We start from the raw sequence: 17,625 nt of genomic DNA, 5'->3' as shown, positions 1-17,625 counted from the left end.
GAGGGCCATCGGCGGGCTCGTGGGCGGCGTGCTCGCCGCCGGCGCGGCGGTCGCCGCCTACGCGACCGCCGTCGAGCCTCGCGCGTTCCGCATCCGCACCGAGGAGCTGCGGCTGCTGCCCGCGGGCGCCCGGCCCATCACGGTGCTGCACCTCGCCGACATCCACCTCGCCCCCTGGCAGCGGTCCAAGCTCGACTGGCTCGAGGATCTCGTCGCGGTCGAGCCCGACCTGATCGTCAACACCGGGGACAGCCTCGGCCACCGCGCCGCGCTGCCGGCGCTGACGGATGCGCTGCGCGGGTTCCGGGGCGTGCCCGGGTTCTTCGTGCACGGCTCGAACGACGTGTACGGGCCGGTGCTGAAGAATCCGCTCGGCTACTTCGGCGGCCCTTCGAGGCTCGCAGCGGCGGGCGACGCGGAGCGGCTCGACACCGAGGGTCTCGAGCGCGCCTTCGAGGACCTCGGCTGGCTCGACCTCAACAACACCGCGCGCGCGATCGAGGTGCGCGGCACGACGATCGCCGCCTTCGGCGTCGCCGACGCCCACCGCCACTGGGACCGGCTCGACGAGACCGAGGCGGCGATCTCACGCATGCGCAAGGCGATCGGCGAGGCGCCCCGGGTGACACTCGGCGTCACGCACGCGCCCTACCGGCGGATCCTCGACGCGTTCGTCGACCTCGGGGCGGATGCGATCCTGGCGGGCCACACGCACGGCGGACAGGTGCGCGTGCCCGGCGGCCACGCGCTCGTCACCAACTGCGACATCCCGCGCGACCAGGCGTCGGGCCTGAGCGAGTGGTCGCATGAAGGCCGCGCCGTGCCGCTCAACGTGTCGCAGGGCATCGGCTCGTCGATCTTCGCGCCGTTCCGGTTGGGCACGCCGCCGGAAGCGGTCGTCGTGTCGCTCCTGCCGCGCGACATCGGGTAGACTGGTCCGGTTGCACACCGGGGCTCAGGCTCCGGAAGGCGACATCGGGGTGTGGCGCAGCTTGGTAGCGCGCGTCGTTCGGGACGACGAGGTCGCAGGTTCAAATCCTGTCACCCCGACCATCTGACGAAGGGCCTCCGCCGCAGGCGGGGGCCCTTCGTCGTCGGTGCGGATCTCTCGGTCTTAGATACGCGGCCGGGCTTCGCCCGGCAGCTGCTCGACCAAGGGGGCGGGTCGCGTCAGCCGAGGCGGCCGTGCGACTCCTCCAGGTAGCACGAGGCGCACAGCGACTCGTAGGTGACGGCCTCCCCGTCGATCGCGACCTGGTCGCCGTCGAACACGAACCGCTCCCCCACCTTGCGACCGTTGAACAGCGCCTTCCGCCCGCAGCGGCAGATCGTCTTCAGCTCCTCGAGCGAGTGCGCGAGCTCGAGCAGCCGCGCGGACCCCGGGAACGCGCGGGTTCTGAAGTCGGTGCGGATGCCGTAGGCCAGCACGGGCACGCCGCGCTCGACCGCGATGCGCAGCAGCTCGTCGACCTGGAACGGCTGCAGGAACTGCGCCTCGTCGATGAGCAGGCACGCGACCGGCTCGTCGTCCCGCGCCGCGGCCTCCTCGAAGGCGTCGAGCACCGACTCGTCGTGGCCGACCACGAAGTCGACCCGGCGGGTCATGCCGAGCCGGGACACGACGTCTCGCTCGCCTTTCGTGTCGGTCGCGGGCTTGCCGAGCAGCACCCGCTGGCCGCGCTCCTCGTAGTTGAACGCGGCCTGCAGGAGCCCGGTGGACTTGCCGGAGTTCATCGCTCCGAAGCGGAAGTAGAGCTTCGCCACCCCTACAGGATGCCGTCTTCTTCTGCCCGGACGATGAGCTCCGCGCGCTTGCCGGCGGGCCGCTCGACCGCTGCGTATTTGGCGCGGACTCGGCGCAGGAACGTCTTCGCCGTCTCGTAGCCGACGCCCATCTCGGACGCCACCTGCACGGTCGTGAGGCCCTGCACGTAGTGGGCGAGCGCGCGACGCTCACCGGACGAGAGCCTGGGGCGGCGGTCGACCGGGTCGAGCTGGAGGTGCGCGGCGCGGCGGCGACGAGCCCGACGAGCTGTGGCGACATGCGATGCCACGACCGATGGAGGCTCGGCGCGCGACAGCACGATGGCGCCGAGCGCCTCGAGCGCGTCGAGCAGCTCCGCCTCGGCGTCGGCGTGGACGACGACGGCCGCTCCCGCCGCCACTGCGGTGCGAGCATGGGCCAGCATGGGACGGCCGGGCTCCTCGGCGAGCACCACCACGTCCCCCGGGAAGCCGACCGCGACGACGAGTGCGGCGAAGCGCTGCTCGACTGCGGCGAGGTGCAGCGACGGGTCTGCGGCGATCGCGTCGCGCAGCTCGCCGCTGCGAGCAGCGTCGGCCAGGACGCTCACGCTGCGGGGTGCACCCTCGACGGGTGCGGGTTGGGTTTGCATGGTCTTTCCTGGATCAGGCGGTTGCGGCGGACGAGCCGGCAGCCTCGAGCTCGCGCTCGGGCTCCTCGACCAGCCGCAGCACGCGCGCGGTGCGCGAGAGGGTCTCTCGCGCGGCATCCGGATCGGCGTTGAGCTTGGTGCCGTAGCTGGGGATCAGCTCCCGGATGGTATTGCCCCACTTCGGCATGTGCTCGGGGAAGCACCGCTCGAAGATGGTGAGCATGATGTGGACGGCGGTGGACGCGCCCGGCGATGCGCCGAGCAGGCCGGCGATGGTGCCGTCGGCGCCCGTGACGACCTCGGTGCCGAACTGCAGCACGCCGCCCTTCTCGGGGTCCTTCTTCATGACCTGCACGCGCTGCCCTGCGGTGATGAGGCGCCAGTCCTCGTCGCGAGCCTCGGGCATGAACTCGCGCAGGGCGTCGAGGCGCTGCGCGCGCGAGGCGAAGACCTGGCCGGCCAGGTAGCCGACGAGGTCGAGGTTGGCGAGCCCGGCGCGCACCATGGGCCACAGGTTGTGACCCTTGATGGTCTCGAACATGTCGGTGTACGAGCCGGTCTTGAGGTACTTCGGGCTGAACCCGGCGTACGGGCCGAACAGCAGGCTCGCCTCGCCGTCGACGACGCGCGTGTCGAGGTGCGGCACCGACATCGGGGGCGCGCCGACGCTCGCCTTGCCGTACACCTTCGCGTCGTGCCGCGCGACGACCTCCGGGTTGTCGGTGCGGAGGAAGGCGCCGGTGATCGGGAACCCGGCGAAGCCCTTGGCCTCGGGGATGCGGGACTGCTGCAGCAGCTTGAGCGCGCCGCCGCCCGCTCCGACGAACACGAAGCGCGCGTGCACCTCGGCGGGGTTCCTGCCGACCTCTCGGCGCACCTTGAGGCGCCAGGTGCCGTCGTCCTGCCGCTTGAGGCCGGTCACGGTGGTGTCGGTGTGCACCCGCGCGCCGTCGTCCTGCAGGCGCGCGAACAGCATCCGCGTCAGGGCCCCGAAGTCGACGTCGGTGCCGTCGGTCGATCGGGTCGCCGCGATCGGCTGCGACTTCTTCCGGCCGGGGATGAGCGTGGGCGCCCAGGCGCGGATGACCTCGGCGTCCTCGGTGTACTCGAGGCCGGCGAAGAGCGGCTCGTCCTTGAGCAGCTCCCAGCGGCGGCGCAGGTAGTCGACGTTCTGCTCGCCCCACACGAACGTCATGTGCGGCGTCGGCGAGATGAAGCCGCGGGGGTCGGGCAGCGTGCCGTCCTCGACGAACGACGCCCACAGCTGCCGGGAGAGCTGGAACTGCTCGTTGATGTCGATGGCCTTCGCGCTCGTCATCGAGCCGTCCGGAGCCTCGGGCGTGTAGTTGAGCTCGCACAGGGCGGCGTGACCGGTGCCCGCGTTGTTCCACGGGTTCGAGGACTCCTCGCCGAGGCGCGGGAGCCGTTCGAAGACCTCGATGGTCCACGAGGGCTCGAGGCGGTGCATGAGCGCGCCGAGCGTCGCGCTCATGATCCCGCCGCCGATCAGGGCCACGTCGATGGTTCTCGTCACGCCCCGAGTCTACGACTTCCACGCGTACCCCGATCCCCCGCATCCGACTCGGAGCGGCGCGGCCTAGCATGAGCCGTCGACACCCGACGAGAGGAGCCAGTCATGGGAATCCTGGACGACGCGAAGGACAAGCTCGGCGACGCCGCGGAGTGGGTCAAGGACAAGGCCGAGCACCTCGGCGAGCAGGCGGCGGGCGCCGGCCAGGCGCTCGGCGAGAAGGCAGCGGACGCCCGGCACTGGGTGGGCTCGCGGGTCGGCGGGGAGGCCGAGCCGGAGGGCGAGCCGGAGAGCGAGACGGAGAGCGGCGACGGCGCCGGCATCGCCGGCCACGTCGGCGGCGGCGGCACGTTCGGCGGCTCCCCCGCGACCGAGTGGGTCGAGGTCACGAGCGACGGCAGCACCGCCGACGCACCGGGGGCCGCAGCATCGGAGCAGCCGGATGCCGACGAGCCCTACGCCGCGGGCGGCCCGATCGTCGACGAGCCCTTCGCCGCGGCCGGTCCGTCGATCGACGAGCCGTTCGCCGAGGACGAGCCGCCGCGCGACCCGCAGCTCTGAACCGCGGCGAGCCCTGCGCCCGCACGAGCGCTGCGCCGAGACGACGGAGGGGGCGGGACCGATCGGTCCCGCCCCCTTGCTCGTCGGCGCGGGCTGCGTCAGCCTAGGCCTGTCAGCCCGAGTCGGTCAGCCCGAGTCGGTCAACCCAGGCGCTGCGCGACGAGCTCCGCGAGCTGCACCGCGTTGAGGGCGGCACCCTTGCGCAGGTTGTCGTTCGAGACGAACAGCACGAGGCCCCGGCCCGGCTCGGCCGACTGGTCGGCGCGGATGCGTCCGACGAGGGATGCGTCGGCGCCGGCGGCTTGCAGCGGCGTGGGCACGTCGACGAGCTCGACGCCGGGCGCCTGCTCGAGCAGCGCGCGCGCCTGCTCCGGCGAGAGGTCCCGCTCGAACTCCGCGTGGATCGCGAGCGAGTGGCCCGTGAAGACGGGGACGCGCACGCAGGTGCCCGCGACCCGCAGCTCCGGGCGCTCGAGGATCTTGCGCGATTCGTTGCGCAGCTTCTGCTCCTCGTCGGTCTCGTCCGAGCCGTCGTCGACGAGCGAGCCGGCGAGCGGCAGCACGTTGTGGGCGATGGGCGCGGTGTAGACGCCGGGCTCGCCGAGGTCGACGGCGGAGCCGTCGAGCGCGAGGCGCTCGGGGCCCTGGTCGGCGGCGGCCGCGAGCTGCCCGCGCAGCTCCTCGACGCCGGCGACCCCGGAGCCCGAGACGGCCTGGTACGTCGCGACCACGAGTCGCTCGAGGCCGGCCTCCAGGTCGAGCGGCTTCAGCACCGGCATCGCTGCCATGGTCGTGCAGTTGGGATTCGCGATGATGCCCTTGACGGCGCTTGCGATCGCGTGCGGGTTGACCTCTGAGACGACGAGCGGCACATCCGGGTCCATCCGCCAGGCGGAGGAGTTGTCGATGACGATGACGCCCGCCTCGGCGAACCCGGGCGCGAGCCGCTTCGAGGTCGCCCCGCCGGCCGAGAAGATCGCGACGTCCAGCCCGGTCGGGTCGGCGGCATCCGCGTCCTCGACCACGATTTCGCGGCCCTGGAACTGGATGGTCGAGCCGGCGGAGCGCGACGACGCGAACAGCCGCAGCTCCTCGATCGGCAGGCCCCGGTCGGCCAGCAGCCGCAGCACGACGCCGCCCACCTGGCCGGTCGCGCCGACGACCCCGAGGCGCAGGGGCCGAGCCTCGCCCGCCTCCTCGGAGAGCCGGCGGATCATCGGCCGGTCCCGCCGTGCACGACAGCGTCCTGGTCGCCGTCGAGCTCGAAGGCCGAGTGCACGACGCGCACGGCGTCCACCAGCTGGTCGGCCCGCGTGACGACCGAGATGCGGATCTCGGAGGTCGAGATCATCTCGATGTTGATGCCCGCATCCGCCAGCGCCTTGAACAGCCGCGCGGAGACGCCGGCGTTGGTGCGCATGCCGGCCCCGACCAGCGCGAGCTTGCCGATCTGGTCGTCGTGCTGGAGCGAGGCGAACCCGACGTCGGCCTTGTGCGAGTCGAGCGCCTGCAGCACGCTGCCGGCCTCCTGCTTCGGCAGCGTGAAGGAGATGTCGGTGCGCCCGGTGGCGGCCTCCGACACGTTCTGCACGATCATGTCGACGTTCGCGCCGGCCTCGGCGACGATGGTGAAGATGCGCGCCGCGGTGCCCGGCACGTCGGGGACGCCGACGACGGTGACCTTGGCCTCCGACAGGTCGTGCGCGACGCCGACGATCATCGGCTCTTCCATGGTGGAGCCTGCTCTCTCTGGGTCGTAGACGATGGTGCCGTCGTCGCTGGTGAACGACGAGCGGACGTGGAGTGTGACGCCGTGCCGGCGCGCGTACTCGACGCTGCGGTTGTGGAGCACCTTGGCGCCGCCGGCGGCGAGCTCGAGCATCTCCTCGCTCGTGATGCGGCCGATCTTGCGCGCCTTCGGCACGACGCGCGGGTCGGCGGTGAAGACGCCGTCGACGTCGGTGTAGATCTCGCACACGTCGGCGTCGAGCGCCGCGGCGAGCGCGACAGCGGATGTGTCGGAGCCGCCTCGACCGAGGGTCGTGATGTCGCCGGTCACCTTGTTGAAGCCCGCGAAGCCCTGGACGATCGCGATCTGGCCCTGGTCGAGCGCCTGGCGCACGCGCCCCGGCGTGACCGAGACGATGCGGGCCGCACCGTGCTTGTCGTCGGTGAGCATGCCGGCCTGGCTGCCGGTGAACGAGACGGCGTCGGCGCCCTGCGACTTGATGGCCATCGCGAGCAGCGCCATCGAGATGCGCTCCCCCGCGGTCAGCAGCATGTCGAGCTCACGGCCCTCCGCGGGCAGCGCGGGCACGACGGCGTGGGCGAGGTCGAGCAGCTCGTCGGTCGTGTCGCCCATCGCTGAGACCACCACCACGACGTCGTCGCCGCGCTTGCGCGTCTCGACGATGCGCTTCGCGACGCGCTTGATGCTCTCGGCGTCGGCCACGCTGGACCCGCCGAACTTCTGCACGATGATGCTCACACCGCTCCTTGGAGTCCTGGACTGGCCAAGTCTACGGCTCGGCGCGTGCCACCCCCGCCCTCCTAGCGGTCGACGGTGCGGCGTCCCTCGAACGCCCGGCCGAGCGTCATCTCGTCGGCGAACTCGAGGTCGCCGCCCACGGGCAGCCCGCTCGCGAGCCTGGAGACGCGCACACCCAGCGGCAGGAGCGAGCGGATGAGGTAGGTGGCGGTCGCCTCGCCCTCGACGTTGGGGTCGGTGGCGATGATGACCTCCTCGACGGTGGGGTCCTGCAGCCGCGTCATGAGCTGCGCGACGCGCAGCTGGTCCGGGCCGACGCCCTGCATCGGGTTGAGCGCGCCGCCGAGCACGTGGTACAGCCCTCGGTACTCGCGGGTGCGCTCGATGGCGACGACGTCCTTCGCCTCCTCCACGACGCAGATGGCTGTCGGCACGCGACGCGGATCGCGGCAGATGGCGCAGCGCTCCTGCTCGCCGATGTTGCCGCAGATGACGCAGAAGCGCACCCGCTCCCGCACGGTCTGCAGGATGGTGGCGAGCCGGTCGACGTCGAACGACTCGGTCTGGATGATGTGGAAGGCGATGCGCTGCGCCGACTTCGGACCGACGCCGGGCAGCCTGCCCAGCTCGTCGATCAGGTCCTGGACGATGCCGTCGTACACGCGCTCAGCGCTCCCCTCGCACCCGGGGGCGCTCCTCGATCAGCTCGGCTCCGAGCTCCTCCCGCACGACGGCCTCGCCGTAGCGGGCCGCTTGCGATGCCGACAGCCGCGGCTCGGGCGCGACCGGCTCGCTCGCGAGCGCCGAGCGGATGGGCGAGGGCGCGGCCGGCGCCTCCTCGACGTGCGGCGCGAGCGGCACGCCCTCCGGCGCATCCGGCGCGGACACGAACGAGAACGGGTCCGGCTCCGGCTGGGCCGGCAGCGGCTGCTCAGGCAGGTCCTCCGGCGGCGCCTCGTCGTCGGTCGGGATGGCGGCGACCGCCCACCCCGTGACGGGTGCCGTCGCGACGGGCGCCGTCGCAGCGGTCATGGGCGCTCGGGAAGGCGCCGCGGCCGGCGGGCGCGCGGCGGGCTGCGGCGCGGTTGCGGTGGGCCGGGCGGATGCGGCCGGCTGGGCGGATGCGGCCGGCTGGGCGGATGCGGCCGGCTCCGCCGCGGGTGCGGTCGCCGGCGCGGCCGGCTGCGTCGCGGGTGCGGTCGCCGGCGCGGCCGACGGGCGCTGCGCGAGTGCCGGAGCCGACGCGGAGCCTGACGGCGCCGGGCGAGACTCGTCGGCGGCCGCCGCCTGCGTGCGGGAGCCTCGCGCCGACGGCTCGGCGCGAGCGATGTACTTCACCTCGATGCCGAGGAGCGACCTGATCGCGGTGCGCAGCAGGTCGGCGATGCTCGGCTTGCCGGCCTGCGACTCGCGGAAGCGCTGCACGTCGGCGTCGGACTGGAAGCTGAGCACGAGCACGTCGCCCGGACGCAGCTCCTTCGGCGTGATGGTGGCCGCGACCATCCACGCGGAGCGGTGCTGCTCGGCGAGCTGCTGCAGCACCTCGTCCCACGCGTCGCGCAGCTGCGCGAACGCGACGGGCTCGGCCGGCGCGGCCTGCGCTGCCGCGGGCACGACGGTCGGCGCGGCGGCCGTCGGCTGCGGCTCCGGGGACCCGCTCTGCCGAACGGGACCCGGTGCACCGGGTCCCTCTCGGTGGACGGGGCCCTGCTCCGGGGCGGGCGCCGCGGGAGCCGGCGCCGGAGCGGGCGATGGGGCCGGGGCGGGCGCGGTGGCAGCCGGCGCGGCCGCCGCTGCAGGCGCGCCGTCGAGGCGCTGCTCGAGCCGCTCGACGCGCGCGAGCGTGCCGACCTCGGGATCGCCCGACTCGGGGACCAGCAGTCGCGCGGCCATCAGCTCGAGGTGCAGTCGGGGGCTCGTGGCGCCCGCCATGTCGGTGAGCGCCTTCGCCACGATGTCGGCGGCGCGGGAGAGCTCGGCGCTGCCGAAGCCGGCCGCCTGCTCGACGAGCGTTGCGAGCTCGTCGGCGGGCACGCCGTGCAGGATCGCCGCGGGGTCGCTCGCGGCGTGCGCGACGATGAGGTCGCGCAGCCGCTCGAGCAGGTCCTCGACGAAGCGGCGAGGGTCCTGCCCCGACTGCACGACGCGATCGATCGACGAGAACAGCCGAGGCGCATCCGCTGCCGATAGCGCCTCGATGATCTCGTCGAGCAGCTCGCCGTGCGTGAAGCCGAGCAGCGCGACCGCGTGGCCGTAGCTGACCTGCGCCTCGGACCCCGCGATGAGCTGGTCGAGCAGGCTGAGCGTGTCTCGAGCGGAGCCGCCGCCGGCGCGGACGACGAGCGGCAGCACGCCCGGCTCGACCTCGACGCCCTCCTGCGCGCACAGCTGCTGCACGTACTCGAGCATCGGCGCCGGCGCGATGAGGCGGAACGGGTAGTGGTGCGTGCGCGAGCGGATCGTGCCGATGACCTTCTCGGGCTCGGTCGTCGCGAAGATGAACTTGATGTGCTCCGGCGGCTCCTCGACGATCTTCAGCAGCGCGTTGAAGCCGCCAGAGGTCACCATGTGCGCCTCGTCGATGATGAAGACCTTGTAGCGGTCGCGACTGGGCGCGAAGGTCGCTCGCTCGCGCAGGTCGCGCGCGTCGTCGACGCCGCCGTGGCTCGCCGCGTCGATCTCGACGACGTCGAGGGAGCCGCCGCCGTCGCGGCCGAGCTCGACGCACGAGTCGCACACGCCGCACGGGTCGGGCGTCGGGCCCTCGGCGCAGTTGAGGCAGCGGGCGAGGATGCGAGCGCTCGTCGTCTTGCCGCAACCGCGCGGGCCGGAGAACAGGTAGGCGTGGTTGACGCGATCAGCGCGCAGGGCGGTGCGGAGCGGATCGGTGACGTGGGCCTGCCCGATGAGCTCGGTGAACGACTCCGGCCGATAGCGACGGTAGAGGGCTGCGACCATGCGCCCAGGCTACTTCCCGCCGGTGACGCACGCCGACGCATCCGCACACCGACCGTGGACATGAAGGACTCCCCGCGCACCCGCCAGAGCCCGGTTGCCCTTGCTTCGTCTCCGACCTGGGGGATTTGGCCTGGATGGCGCCACGCGGGGAGCCGCACACATCGTACCGAACGCGCGGCGGTGTCGCGAAGCCGACGCCCAGTAGCGTTGGCGCATGCTTCCGCTGGCCGCCTCCGGCAACCCGTTCGACGCGCAGTTCGGCCTGCCCCTGCACCCGCTCGCGGTGCACGTGCCGGTCGTGCTGCTGCCGCTCGGGGCGCTCGCGGTGCTGCTCCTGCTGGTCGTGCCGCGCTGGCGCGCCCCGCTCGCGTGGCCCGTCGTCGCCGTGCTCGGCATCGCGGCAGTGGGCTCGCTCGTCGCGAAGCTGTCGGGCGAGGCGCTCGCGCAGCGCGTGGGGGATCCCGGTCAGCACCAGGAGCTCGGCAACTGGCTCGTGGCGATGGCGTGGATCCTGTTCGCCGCGACGCTCGCCTGGTGGCTGTGGCAGCGGAAGCGGTTGAGGCAGCGCCGCGCGACGGGGGTCGTCGGGCTGCTGGTCGGCATCCTGCTCGCGACCGTCGCGGCCGCGGCCCTGATCGTCACGGTGCTCACCGGCCACACCGGCGCGACCTCGGTGTGGGGAGGACTCGTGCCGGAGGCCGGCGGCACCCCGAGCGCGTCGTCGTCGGCGTCCGCCACCGAGCCCGCGCCCGAGGTCACCGACGGCGCCACCGGCATCTCGATCGCCGACGTCGCACAGCACGACGACTCTGCCTCCTGCTGGGCGGCGATCGAGGGCACGGTCTACGACCTCACCCCGTGGGTGGCGCAGCACCCCGGCGGCCCCGATCGCATCCTCGGCATCTGCGGCACGGATGCGTCCGACGAGTTCGGCGCGCAGCACACCGGCCAGGCGGACCCCGCGGAGCAGCTCAGCCAGTTCGCGATCGGCGAGCTCGCCGAGTGACCCGGTCAGCCGACGAGGTCGGCGACCTGCCTGGCGATCTCGAGCTCCTCGTTGGTGGGCACGACCCACACCTCGATCGCTGAGCCGTCGGCCGAGATGCGGCGCTCGCCGCGACCGGCGTTCCGCTCCGGGTCGAGCACGATGCCGAGCCCTTCCAGCCCCTCGAGCGCGATCTCGCGCACCCGTGCGGCGTTCTCGCCGATCCCGGCGGTGAAGGCGATCGCATCGGTCCGCCCGAGGTGCGCGAGGTACGACCCGACGGTGCCCCGCAGCCGGTGCCCCACGATGTCGAGCGCCTCGACCGCCCGGTCGATGCCGGCATCCGCCGCCTGCAGCACGTCGCGCATGTCGCCCGTGCCGGTCATGCCGAGCAGCCCGGAGCGCTTGTTGAGCAGCGTGTCGATCTCGTCGACCGACAGCCCCGCCACGCGGTGCAGGTGGAAGATCACGCCCGGGTCGATGTCGCCGGAGCGCGTGCCCATCACGAGCCCCGCGAGCGGCGTCATGCCCATCGACGTCTCGACGCTGCGCCCGCCGCGCACCGCCGTCGCCGAGGCGCCGTTGCCGAGGTGCAGCACGATCGTGTTGACCTCCTCGAGCGGTCGGCCCAGTAGCTCCGCCATGCGGCGCGAGACGAACTGGTGGCTCGTGCCGTGGAAGCCGTACTTGCGGATGCGGTGCTCGGCGGCCACCCGCGCCTCGATCGCGTAGCGGTGCGCGGCCGGCGGGATGGTCAGGTGGAACGCGGTGTCGAACACGGCCACGTGCGGATAGCCGGGGAACGTCGCCCTCGCGGAGCGGATGCCCTGCAGGTTCGCGGGGTTGTGCAGCGGTGCGAGCGGGGCGAGGTCGGCGATCTGCTGCTGCACATCCTCGTCGATGCGCACGGCACGGTCGAAGCGCGCGCCGCCCTGCACGACCCGGTGCCCGACGCCGAGCAGCTCAGCCCCGTCGAGCGACGGCCCGTGCGTCTCGAACTGCCGCAGCACCCAGCCGAAGGCGTGCTCGTGGTCGGGGATGACGCGCCGCTCCACGACGGTGTCGATGCCCGGCGCCTCGTGCTTCGCCTCGCCGGTCGTCTCGCCGATCCGCTCGATGAGGCCGCCCGCGAGCGCCGCGCCCGAGTCGACGTCGACGAGCTGGTACTTCAGGCTCGACGAGCCGGCGTTGATGACGAAGACCGAGCGGGTCATGCCGTCCTCCGCTCCGCGGGCGCGGACTCTGCCTGCGCCTGGATCGCGGTGATCGCGATCGTGTTGACGATGTCGCTCACGAGCGCGCCGCGCGAGAGGTCGTTGACGGGCTTGTTGAGCCCCTGCAGCACCGGGCCGATCGCGAGCGCCCCCGCGGATCGCTGCACCGCCTTGTAGGTGTTGTTGCCGGTGTTGAGATCGGGGAACACGAAGACGGTCGCCCGGCCCGCCACCTGCGAGTCGGGCATCTTCTTCTGCGCGACCGCGGCATCCGCCGCCGCGTCGTACTGCAGCGGACCCTCGACCATCAGCTCCGGCGCCCGCTCGCGCACGAGGGCCGTCGCCGCGCGCACGCGGTCGACCTCCGCACCGGTGCCAGACTCGCCCGTCGAGTACGAGAGCATCGCGACGCGCGGCTCGATGCCGAAGTCGCGGGCGGTCTGCGCGGAGGAGATGGCGATGTCGGCGAGCTCCTCGACGGTCGGCTCCGGGATGACCGCGCAGTCGCCGTAGACGAGCACCCGGTCGGCGAGCGCCATGAGGAACACGCTCGAGACGACGGAGACGCCTGGCTTCGTCTTGATCGTCTCGAACGACGGCTTGATGGTGTGCGCGGTGGTGTGGGCGGCGCCCGAGACCATGCCATCCGCGTCACCCGTGTGCACCATGAGCGTGCCGAAGTAGGAGACGTCGAGCAGCCGCTCCATCGCCTGCTCGATGGTCACGCCCTTGTGGGCGCGCAGCCGCTGGTACTCGGCCGCGTACTTCGGCCGCAGCTCGGCGTCGTCCGTCGCGACGACGCGGGCCTCGGCGATGTCGAGGCCGAGCGCGGCCGCGCGCTGACGGATCGAAGTCTCATCCCCGAGGATCGTGAGGCGCGCGATGCCCCGGGCGAGCACGGTGGATGCCGCCTGCAGGATGCGGTCGTCGTCGCCCTCCGGCAGCACGATGTGCCGCACATCCGCTCGCGCCCGCTCGATCAGGCTGTGCTCGAAGATGAGCGGCGTGACGACGTCGCTCGTCGCGACCTCGAGCCGCTCGAGCAGCGCATCCGCATCGACGTGCTCGTCGAAGAGCGCGAGCGCGGAGTCGCGCTTGCGCTGCGTGCCGTCGATGAGCGAGCCGCGCGTGGTGGCGATGCGCCTGGCCGTCTCGTACGTGCCGTGCGGGTTGCGGCCGATGGGCAGCTCGAGGTCGAGTCCGTCGAGCAGCCGCTGCACCGCCGGGTGCAGCTCGAAGCCGCCGTTCAGGATGATGCCGGCGATCGAGGGGAAGGTGTCGGACTGCTGGGCGAGCAGCGTGCCGACGACGACGTCAGAGCGGTCACCGGGCATCACGAGGATGCCGCCCTCGATGAGGCGCTCGAGCACGTGCTCCATCGACATGCCCGCGACGACTGTGCCGAGCGACTCGCGCTGCAGCAGCTCCGGGTCGCCGCGCACGAGCTCCGCGTCGGTCGCGCGGAAGAGCGTGCCGATGCTCGGGGCGCTCAGCAGCGCATCCTCGGGGATCGACCACACCGGCACCTCTGCGGGCACCGCTCCCGCGATCGCGGCCGGGATGCCGTCGATCGCATCAGGGTCGGCGCGATTGACGATGACACCGGCGATGGATGCGTGCGCGGCGGCGAGCTCGGCGGTCGTCACCTCGGCGAGCTGGCGCAGCTCGTCGGCGGTGCGCGGCACGTCGGTCTCCGGGTCGCGGCCGCCCAGCACGAGCAGCACGGAGGCACCGAGGTTGGCGGCGACCCGCGCGTTGAACCCGAGCTCGGTGGGGCTGCCGACGTCGGTGTAGTCGGAGCCGACGATCACGATCGCGTCGAAGCGCTCGTCGATGCGGTGGTACCGGTCGACGATGGTCGACAGCGCCGCCTCCGCGTCGTCGTGGACGGCCGCGTACGTGGTGCCGATCGCGTCGTCGTACGCGAGATCGACCGCCTCGTGCGCCAGCAGCAGCTCGAGCACGAGGTCGCGCTCGTCGGCCGAGCGGGCGATCGGGCGGAAGACGCCCACCCTCCCGACCCTGCGACTGAGGGCCTCCACGAGCCCCAGTGCGACGATCGACTTGCCAGCGTGGCCCTCGGGGGACGCGATCACGATGCGGGTCGGCATCAGGCCAGGCTAGCCCCACGTGTCCCCCGGGTCACGAAACGGTAACGCTTCGTCTCAGGCAACTTTGCGACACCCGAACGCCGTCAGGATGGACGCCACATGCCCATGAGGCAGCCATCTGAAGGGAACAACGTGACTTCACCGAGCACGAAGCGGGCAGCTCTGCGCCGCGCTGTGGCGGTCGGGACGGCGATCGCGCTAGGAGCGAGCGCGAGCGTCCTGAGCGCCGCGACCGCGAACGCGGCCGCATCACCGTCTGGGACCACGGCGTACGAGGACGGACGCTACGTCGTCGTCCTGGCCGAGGACGCCCTCGCCACCTATGACGGCGGCATCCAGGGGCTCGCCCCCACCGCACCGCAGCGCGGGCAGGACCTCGACGCGTCCTCGCCCGCATCGCGGGCGTACTCCGCGCACCTGGAGACCCGGCACCAGGATGTCGCGGCCTCGGTCGGCGCGTCGATCGACGTGGATCTGACGGCGGCGATCAACGGGTTCGTCGCCGACCTCACCGCCGAGCAGGCGGAGGACCTGTCACGCCAGGCCGGAGTGCGCTCCGTCGAGGCGAACGAGATCCTCCAGATCACCAGCTCCCCCGCCAACGACTACCTCGAGCTCGAGGCGCTCTGGCAGCAGGTCGGCGGCATGGGCGAGGCGGGCGCCGGCGTGGTCGTCGGCGTGCTCGACACGGGCATCGCCCCCGAGAACCCCTTCTTCGCCGGCGAGCCGCTCGGCACCGTCGCCGGCTCCGAGCCGTACCTCGACGGCGAGACGATCACCTACGTCAAGGGAGACGGCAGCACGTTCACCGGCGTCTGCGAGACCGGCTCGGGCTTCACCGCAGACGACTGCTCCACGAAGATCGTCGGCGCCCGCTACTTCCTCGACGGCTTCGGCGCGAGCCGACTCGGCACCGAGACGCAGGTCCCCGGCGAGTACGTCTCGCCGCGTGACGGCGACGGCCACGGCTCGCACACGGCCTCGACGGCCGCGGGCAACGCGGATGTCGCGATCACGTCGGTCGGCGGCGCCGACCTCGGCACCATGTCGGGCGTGGCTCCCGAGGCCCGCATCGCCGCGTACAAGGTCTGCTGGTCCGGTCCCGACCCGGCCGTGACCACGGACGACGGATGCTCGTCGACCGACCTCGTCGCAGCGATCGACCAGGCTGTGGTGGACGGCGTCGACGTCATCAACTACTCCATCGGCGGCGGCGCGGCGACCTCGGTCGTCGCAGCCACCGACGTGGCGTTCCTCGGCGCTGCCGCGGCCGGCGTCTTCGTCTCGGCCTCGGCGGGCAACTCCGGGCCGGGCGCATCGACCCTCGACCACGCATCCCCCTGGTACACGACCGTCGCAGCGACGACCATCCCGAACTTCGAGGCGACCGTGACGCTCGCGGACGGCTCGAAGATCGCGGGCGGCTCCATCACGGTGCCGGCCGAGGGCCTCACGGGCCAGCTGGTCGCGGCCCGCGCGATCCCGGCCAGCGGCCAGACCGCGGCGAACGCCGCGCTCTGCCTCCCCGGCTCGCTCGACGCGACGGCCGCCGCCGGCCAGATCGTGGTCTGCGAGCGCGGCGTGAACGCCCGTGTCGAGAAGTCCGAGGTGGCGGCGGCAGCCGGCGCGATCGGCGCGATCGTGGTCAACGTGACCCCCGGATCGATCGACCTCGACGACCACGCCATCCCGACCGTCCACGTCGACGCGCAGCACCTCGCTGCCGTCAACGCGGCGGCCGCGGCGCGCCAGACGGTCACGCTGACGCAGGGCAACACTTCGGGCACCTCCACCCCCGCTCCCGTGGTGGCCGGGTTCTCGTCGCGCGGCCCCGTGCTCGCCGACGGGTCGGACGTCATCAAGCCCGACATCGCCGCCCCTGGCGTGGGCATCGTCGCGGCAGCATGGCAGGCGCCGGGCGGCCCCGACCGCTACGAGTTCCTGTCGGGCACCTCGATGGCTGCACCGCACATCGCGGGACTGGCTGCCGTCTACCTCTCGGAGCACCCGGTCGCGTCGCCCGCAGAGGTGAAGAGCGCGCTCATGACGAGCGCTGACGACACCGTGCTGGCGAACGGCGACCGTGAGACGAACCCGTTCAACCAGGGTGCGGGCATCGTCGACTCCCCGACGTTCCTGAACCCGGGGCTGTACTACGAGAACGGCACCGAGGACTGGTACGGCTACCTCCGCGGCCTCGGCTACGGCCTGCCGGACGCGTGGGTGGGTGAGGCGATCGACCCGAGCGACCTCAACATCCCGTCGATCGGCATCGGCGCGCTCGCTGGATCGCAGACGGTCACCAGGACGCTGACGGCGCATGAGGCCGGCAGCTACACGGTGTCGGTCGAGGGTGTCGAGGGCGTCGACGTCGAGGTGTCGCCGCAGACGCTCGACTTCGCTGCGCCCGGCGACTCGCAGACGTACTCGGTGACCTTCACCGTCACGTCGGCCGCCCCGGATGTCTGGGCCACCGGATCCCTGACCTGGGCGAACGACACGCACGCCGTGCGGTCGCCCATCGCGGTCCGTCCGCTCGCGCTCGACGTGCCCGAGTGGGCCACGGCCTCCGGTCGCGTCGGCTCCGTGGAGCTCGAGGGCATCGCCGGACTTTCCGGCGAGCTCACGACCACGGCTGCGGGCTTCGCGGCCTACCAGGAGCTCGGGCGCGACGCCGGAGTGCCCAACGACGAGTTCGTCTACCCCGTCACGATCCGTCAGGGCGAGCTCGCCCACGACTTCGTGCTCGCGGGCGACGAGTCCGTCGCCGACCTCGACCTCTACGTCTACCGCCTCAACAGCGCGGGCCAGCCGGTCGAGGAGTGGGTGGGCGGCACGTCGTCCGCCGACGAGGCGGTGCTCCTCGAGGACCCGCAGCCGGGCAACTACGCGGTGCTCGTACACGTGTACTCCGTGAACGGCGGCGCTTCGACGCCGTTCCTCGTGGAGCACGCAGCGGTCTCGCCCAAGGGCGGCAAGGGCAAGCTCACCGCGAGCCCGTCCTCGCAGCAGGTCTCGGTCGGCGACACCTTCACGGTCGACGCCGACTGGCGCGGCCTGGGTGCCAACGAGCAGTACCTCGGCGTCGTGCTCTACGAGCTGGACGGCTTCACCGAGCGCACGTACGTCTACGCAGAGTCGGCTCCCGGTCCCACCACGGGGCGCGGCCAGCTCAAGTAGCGAACCGGAGCGGGGCGGGGGCGCAAGCCTCCGCCCCGCTTTCACGCGGTGGCGAAGCCGGTCCCCCGCGCACGCCGAAGCATCCTGCTCGCGGCAGGTCACGAAACGGTAACGCTTCAAGCGCCCCTTGTTCCAGCCCACAGTCCAGCCATAGATTCGAGCGCATCCGCCTCCAATGACGGGGGTTTCGTCTCGAACGAA

13 protein-coding genes, 1 tRNA gene and 1 other RNA gene are annotated in these 17,625 nt (G+C 72.5%); 5 read left to right on the top strand and 10 right to left on the bottom strand.

All coding sequences use genetic code 11. The annotated features are described in order from the left end of the window. The first annotated feature begins 19 nt into the window (after positions 1 to 19). Together ACLQ21_RS07330 and ACLQ21_RS07325 are read left to right on the top strand one after the other, a co-directional pair. Positions 20 to 931, top strand: a complete 912-nt coding sequence (locus ACLQ21_RS07330; RefSeq protein WP_425662596.1) for a metallophosphoesterase — start codon at positions 20 to 22, stop codon at positions 929 to 931. A gap of 45 nt (positions 932 to 976) precedes the next feature. Then, positions 977 to 1,053, top strand: a tRNA-Pro gene (locus tag ACLQ21_RS07325). A gap of 117 nt (positions 1,054 to 1,170) precedes the next feature. Here the strand turns inward: ACLQ21_RS07325 and ACLQ21_RS07320 are convergent. From ACLQ21_RS07320 to ACLQ21_RS07310, 3 genes are read right to left on the bottom strand one after another with little or no spacing between them, the layout of a single operon-like run. Then, positions 1,171 to 1,764, bottom strand: coding sequence for a thymidine kinase (locus ACLQ21_RS07320; RefSeq protein ID WP_425662595.1), 594 nt, complete (start codon positions 1,762 to 1,764; stop codon positions 1,171 to 1,173). Positions 1,765 to 1,766: 2 nt separating this feature from the next. Further along, positions 1,767 to 2,396, bottom strand: coding sequence for a helix-turn-helix transcriptional regulator (locus tag ACLQ21_RS07315; RefSeq protein ID WP_425662594.1), 630 nt, complete (start codon positions 2,394 to 2,396; stop codon positions 1,767 to 1,769). Between the two features lie 13 nt (positions 2,397 to 2,409). Beyond that, positions 2,410 to 3,930 (bottom strand): malate:quinone oxidoreductase, encoded by a 1,521-nt coding sequence (locus ACLQ21_RS07310; RefSeq protein WP_425662593.1) that lies wholly within the window; start codon positions 3,928 to 3,930, stop codon positions 2,410 to 2,412. 102 nt (positions 3,931 to 4,032) lie between these two features. Between ACLQ21_RS07310 and ACLQ21_RS07305 the strand changes: the two genes are divergently transcribed. After that, positions 4,033 to 4,488: a hypothetical protein gene (locus tag ACLQ21_RS07305; RefSeq protein ID WP_425662592.1), complete on the top strand. Its 456-nt coding sequence runs from the start codon at positions 4,033 to 4,035 to the stop codon at positions 4,486 to 4,488. A 140-nt stretch (positions 4,489 to 4,628) separates the two neighbouring features. On the opposite strand, the gene ACLQ21_RS07300 is transcribed toward ACLQ21_RS07305, so the two are convergent. The 5 genes from ACLQ21_RS07300 to ffs all read right to left on the bottom strand — a co-directional run bounded on the left by ACLQ21_RS07300 (position 4,629) and on the right by ffs (position 10,091). Then, positions 4,629 to 5,705, bottom strand: a complete 1,077-nt coding sequence (locus ACLQ21_RS07300) for an aspartate-semialdehyde dehydrogenase (RefSeq protein ID WP_425662591.1) — start codon at positions 5,703 to 5,705, stop codon at positions 4,629 to 4,631. Then, positions 5,702 to 6,976 (bottom strand): aspartate kinase, encoded by a 1,275-nt coding sequence (locus ACLQ21_RS07295; protein ID WP_425662590.1) that lies wholly within the window; start codon positions 6,974 to 6,976, stop codon positions 5,702 to 5,704. Before ACLQ21_RS07295 ends, ACLQ21_RS07300 begins: the two co-directional genes overlap by 4 nt. Positions 6,977 to 7,038: 62 nt before the next feature. Beyond that, positions 7,039 to 7,638 (bottom strand): recombination mediator RecR, encoded by a 600-nt coding sequence (recR, locus tag ACLQ21_RS07290; RefSeq protein ID WP_425662589.1) that lies wholly within the window; start codon positions 7,636 to 7,638, stop codon positions 7,039 to 7,041. A 4-nt stretch (positions 7,639 to 7,642) separates the two neighbouring features. After that, complete coding sequence (locus ACLQ21_RS07285) at positions 7,643 to 9,934, bottom strand: DNA polymerase III subunit gamma and tau (RefSeq protein WP_425662588.1); 2,292 nt, start codon at positions 9,932 to 9,934, stop codon at positions 7,643 to 7,645. A gap of 60 nt (positions 9,935 to 9,994) precedes the next feature. Continuing rightward, positions 9,995 to 10,091, bottom strand: an RNA gene (ffs, locus tag ACLQ21_RS07280) — signal recognition particle sRNA small type. Between the two features lie 57 nt (positions 10,092 to 10,148). On the opposite strand from ffs, the gene ACLQ21_RS07275 reads away from it, so the two are divergent. Next, positions 10,149 to 10,940 carry a cytochrome b5-like heme/steroid binding domain-containing protein gene (locus ACLQ21_RS07275; protein ID WP_425662587.1) on the top strand — a complete coding sequence of 264 codons (792 nt, stop codon included), beginning with the start codon at positions 10,149 to 10,151 and terminating at the stop codon, positions 10,938 to 10,940. Positions 10,941 to 10,945: 5 nt separating this feature from the next. On the opposite strand, the gene ACLQ21_RS07270 is transcribed toward ACLQ21_RS07275, so the two are convergent. Together ACLQ21_RS07270 and pta are read right to left on the bottom strand one after the other, a co-directional pair. Beyond that, a complete protein-coding gene (locus tag ACLQ21_RS07270) occupies positions 10,946 to 12,133 on the bottom strand; it encodes an acetate/propionate family kinase (protein WP_425662586.1) in 1,188 nt (395 codons plus the stop codon). Then, on the bottom strand, positions 12,130 to 14,244 hold the full coding sequence (gene pta / locus ACLQ21_RS07265) for a phosphate acetyltransferase (protein ID WP_425662585.1): 2,115 nt from the start codon (positions 14,242 to 14,244) through the stop codon (positions 12,130 to 12,132). Before pta ends, ACLQ21_RS07270 begins: the two co-directional genes overlap by 4 nt. Positions 14,245 to 14,376: 132 nt before the next feature. On the opposite strand from pta, the gene ACLQ21_RS07260 reads away from it, so the two are divergent. Beyond that, the gene (locus ACLQ21_RS07260) at positions 14,377 to 17,424 is read left to right on the top strand and encodes a S8 family peptidase (protein WP_425662584.1); all 3,048 of its coding nucleotides are present in this window, start codon (positions 14,377 to 14,379) and stop codon (positions 17,422 to 17,424) included. The last annotated feature ends 201 nt before the right edge of the window (positions 17,425 to 17,625 follow it).

Origin of the sequence: Agrococcus sp. DT81.2, assembly GCF_049844935.1 — a bacterium.
Classification (GTDB): Bacteria; Actinomycetota; Actinomycetes; order Actinomycetales; family Microbacteriaceae; genus Agrococcus.
The sequence above is the reverse complement of the archived record's forward strand: the minus strand, read 5'-3'. Positions and strand labels throughout refer to the sequence as shown.